We start from the raw sequence: 4,073 nt of genomic DNA, 5'->3' as shown, positions 1-4,073 counted from the left end.
GTGTCGGCTTAGTACGGGTTGCCGTAGCGCGCGACGTAGGAGGTCGGATCGATCGCGTCGATCGCCGAGAAGTCGACGTTGCGGATGGCGCTCGAGCGGGCGCCGATGAACGGGCCGTTGGTGATCGCGCGGTCGACGAGGTCGGCCGCCTCGCCGAGGCCGAACGAGTAGCGCAGGCACATGGCGAGCGAGCCGATCATCGCGATCGGGTTGGCCTTGTCCTGGCCGGCGATGTCGGGCGCCGAGCCGTGCACCGGCTCGTAGAGCGCCTTCCGGGTTCCGCGCGCGTCGACCGCGCCGAGGGAGGCCGAGGGCAGCATCCCGAGCGAGCCGGTGAGCATGGCGGCGACGTCGGAGAGCACGTCGCCGAACAGGTTGTCCGTCACCAGCACGTCGAACTGCTTCGGGCGCCGCACCAGCTGCATCGCGCAGTTGTCGGCGAGCACGTGCTCCAGCGCGATCCCCGCGTAGTGGCGGGCGTGCACCTCGGTGACGACCTCCTTCCACAGCACGCCGGACTTCATCACGTTGTGCTTCTCGGCGGAGGCGACCCGGCCGGAGCGCTTGCCCGCGAGATCGAAGGCGATGTGCGCGATCCGCTCGATCTCGGCGGTGGTGTAGACCTGAGTGTCCACGGCCCGCTTCGAGCCGTCGGGCAGGGTGGTGATCTCCTTCGGCTCGCCGAAATAGACGCCGCCGGTGAGCTCGCGCACGATCATGATGTCGAGGCCCTCGACCAGCTCGCGCTTGAGCGCCGAGGCGTCGGCCAGCGCCGGGTAGCAGATCGCCGGGCGCAGGTTCGCGAACAGGCCGAGGTCCTTGCGCAGCCGCAGCAGGCCGGCCTCGGGGCGGATCTCGTAGGCCACGCCGTTCCACTTCGGCCCGCCGACGGCCCCGAGCAGGATCGCGTCCGCCGCGTCGGCCTTGGCCAGCGTCGCATCCGAGAGCGGCTTGCCGTGGGCGTCGATGGCCGAGCCGCCGACGAGGTCGGTCTCGGCCTCGAAGGTGGCGAGCCCGGTCTCGGCCAGCGCCGTCAGCACCGTCTCGACGCCGGCCATCACCTCGGGGCCGATCCCGTCGCCGGGCAGGAGCAGGAGCTTGTAGGTGGTCATGGCGCGTCGCTTTTGCCCGGGGCCGATCGATCGGGCGGATGTATCGAGGGCTTCGATCCGTTGGCAAGGGGTTTGAAATGCCCGCCGGCATCGGCGGGCGACGCCGTCCGAACTCGGCGCAAGCCGAACAACGGCCGCAACCATCGGCTGCGGCGCACAATCTCGAAGGTGGCGAGGCAGGACACCACCGTGATCGATACGATGGCCGCCGCCTCCGCCGCGGCCGACCATCCGGCGTCGCGCAGAGCGTAGGCCGCGAGCACGATCGCGGTCTGGTGCACGAGATAGAACGGAAACACCGCCGCGGTGAGATAGCGTCGCCAGGGACCATCCGTCCGCGGCAGCAGGCGCCGTCCGAACGCGAGCATCGCGATGATCACGCTCCATTGATAGACGGGCATGGCGATCGTCTCGTGGCGGTGCAGAAGCGCGGTCCAGCCGAACGAGGGATCGGCCGGATGGCCCGGCCACGCGACGGCCGAGACCGCCGCCGCGAGGATCGATGCCGGCCACCGGCACCGGTCGAGGCTCTTCCAGGCAACGTCGCAGCCGGCCATGAGAAACCCGAGCAGGAAGGCCGCCAGGTAGATGCTGTGGGCGTACCAATCGCCGACGAAGGCGTCGTTGGGAGGGAACGAGGGGAGGAGGGCGGCTCGGGCGAGAATCAGCAGGAGAACGGGCGCGACGACGAAGGCGCCGTTCGCCGCGGCCCTGTCCACGAAGGCGCCGACGCTCGCCCGGACGGGGCGAAGCAGGATCGTCAGCGCGATCAGCACCAGGGTGTAGGCGTAGAGATACAGGACGAACCAGAGGTGGTTCCAGGTCGGCAGCGCGAGGCATGTCGCCCGGCAGAGGCGCCGCGTCCCGCCGAGGTATTCGGCGACATAGAAGTGCAGGAAGCCAGCGCGGTAGGCGAACTGCTCGACTGCCTGCACGTAGGATTGCGGCGGCACGATCACCAGCATCCCGAACACCAGCGGGACCAGCAGCCGGACGGAGCGGCCGGCGAGAAGCGCTCCCGGCGGCATCCGCCGAGCCAGGAAACGCGTTGCGCATCCGGAGATCAGAAAGAGCAGCAGGAGCCGCCACGGGTTGACGAGCCGCATCAGCGGCTCGATCGCGGGGACGCGATGCGAACTCTTCGCGTGATAGGGCCACGGCAGGTAGAGCAGCCCAACATGGTAGAAGATCAGGATCGCGAAGGCGATGATCCTGAGCCAGTCGAGGTCGACGCGGCGCTCACGGTCGGTCCCGTCCCCGGCCGCGATGGTGGACATCGCGTCCGGCCGGGGCGATCACACCTTCCGCGCCACCGTGAAGCGGGCCGCCTCGCACAAGGTCCGCGCCCGGTCGCCCCAGCGGGCCACCGCCTCCTCGCAGACGCCGACCAGCCGGTCGCACTCGGCCCGGGCGCCGTCGAGGCCGAGGCGGTCGACGAGGGTCGCCTTGCCGGCGTCCTTGTCCTTGCCGGTGGCCTTGCCCATCGCCTCCGGCGAGGCCTCGCGGTCGAGGATGTCGTCGGCGATCTGGAAGGCCTGGCCCAGCGCGAGGCCGTAGCGCAGCAGCGCGGCGCGCTCGTCCCGGGTGGCGCCGCCGACCATCGCGCCGGCCTCGACCGAGAAGGCGAGGATGGCGCCGGTCTTCATCGCCTGCATCCGCAGCGTGTCGTCCACGTCGAGGGAGACCGGGCCGAAGCGGCCTTCCGCCGTCAGGTCGAGCAGCTGGCCGCCGACCATGCCGCCCAAGCCCGAGGCGCGGGCGAGGCCGAGCACGAGGTCGGCACGGATCGACGGGTCGGGCTGCCAGGTCGGGTCGGCCACGATCTCGAAGGCCAGGGTCTGCAGCGCGTCGCCGACGAGGATCGCGGTGGCCTCGTCGTAGGCCTTGTGCACGGTCGGCTTGCCGCGGCGCATGTCGTCGTCGTCCATCGCCGGCATGTCGTCGTGGACGAGCGAGTAGCAGTGCACCAGCTCGACGCCGGCGCCGGCCGCGAGCGCGCCGGCCTCGGAGCCGCCGAGCATGCGCGCGGTCTCGACCGCGAGGAACGGGCGCAGGCGCTTGCCGCCGCCGAGCACCGCATGGCGCATCGCCTCCATCAGGCGGGGCGGGCGCGCGATCTCGCCGGGGCCGACCTCGGGGCCGAGGCGCTCGACCAGGAAGGTCTCCACCGTGTCGGCCACGCGGGCGAGCTTGTGGGAAAACCCGTCGCCGGCGGCTTGCGACTTGACCGGAGCGGGGTGAGCCTGCGTTGAGGTCATCGGGAACGGGCCTTGGCGGGAGTGGGACGCGACACGGTGCGGGTGGACGATAGCAAAGCGGCGCCGGGTCGCGACGCGCAGAGTACCGAGGCGCGGGACCTGAGGTCGCTGGGGCGCCCGCAGCTGCCGCCACCGTCGCGGCGGGTCCGGAAGCTCGTCGGGCGCATCCTGCTCGTCCCGGCGGTCGGGATCGTCCTCATGCTCGCGCTGGCGCTGCTCTATAGCGCGGTGACGCCGCCCTCAACCCTGATGCTCGGGCGATGGTTGACGCTGCAGCCGGTGGCTCGCGAGGCGGTGCCGCTGTCGGCGATCGCGCCGGCGCTGGTCCAGGCGGTGGTCGCCTCCGAGGACCAGCGCTTCTGCCTCGACAACGGGGTCGACGTCGGGGCCCTGCGCGACGTGGTCGACGACGAGGACGGCCCGAGCCGCGGCGCCTCGACGATCGCGATGCAGACGGTGAAGAACGTCTTCCTCTGGCCCGGCCGGTCCTACCTCCGCAAGGCGCTGGAGATCCCGCTCGCGTTTCTCCTCGACGCGCTCTGGGGCAAGCGGCGGATGATGGAGATCTACCTCAACGTCGCCGAGTGGGGCGACGGCGTCTACGGCGCGCAGGCCGCCGCCCGGCACTGGTTCGGCAAGAACGCCCGCGACCTCACCCGCGGCGAGGCGGCCCTGCTCGCCGCGACCCTGCCGAACCCGATCC

General features: G+C 71.3%; 4 protein-coding genes. 1 reads left to right on the top strand and 3 read right to left on the bottom strand.

Annotation, left to right across the window (positions count from 1 at the left end; translation table 11 throughout):
* Window positions 1–8 precede the first annotated feature (8 nt).
* Genes leuB through FV223_RS21730 form a run of 3 tightly spaced genes read right to left on the bottom strand, consistent with a single transcriptional unit; the run spans window position 9 to window position 3,370 of the window.
* On the bottom strand, window positions 9–1,112 hold the full coding sequence (gene leuB / locus FV223_RS21740; protein WP_147728948.1) for a 3-isopropylmalate dehydrogenase: 1,104 nt from the start codon (window positions 1,110–1,112) through the stop codon (window positions 9–11).
* On the bottom strand, window positions 1,109–2,389 hold the full coding sequence (locus FV223_RS21735) for an acyltransferase family protein (protein ID WP_147728946.1): 1,281 nt from the start codon (window positions 2,387–2,389) through the stop codon (window positions 1,109–1,111). Before FV223_RS21735 ends, leuB begins: the two co-directional genes overlap by 4 nt.
* Window positions 2,390–2,407: 18 nt before the next feature.
* Complete coding sequence (locus FV223_RS21730) at window positions 2,408–3,370, bottom strand: polyprenyl synthetase family protein (protein ID WP_147728945.1); 963 nt, start codon at window positions 3,368–3,370, stop codon at window positions 2,408–2,410.
* 99 nt (window positions 3,371–3,469) lie between these two features.
* Between FV223_RS21730 and FV223_RS21725 the strand changes: the two genes are divergently transcribed.
* Window positions 3,470–4,073 (top strand): transglycosylase domain-containing protein (locus FV223_RS21725; protein WP_348644815.1); only part of this gene is annotated, 604 nt, incomplete at its 3' end.

The organism is Methylobacterium sp. WL116, from assembly GCF_008039455.1.
In the GTDB taxonomy this organism is placed as follows: domain Bacteria; phylum Pseudomonadota; class Alphaproteobacteria; order Rhizobiales; family Beijerinckiaceae; genus Methylobacterium.
This window is presented reverse-complemented; position numbering and strand designations above follow the sequence as displayed.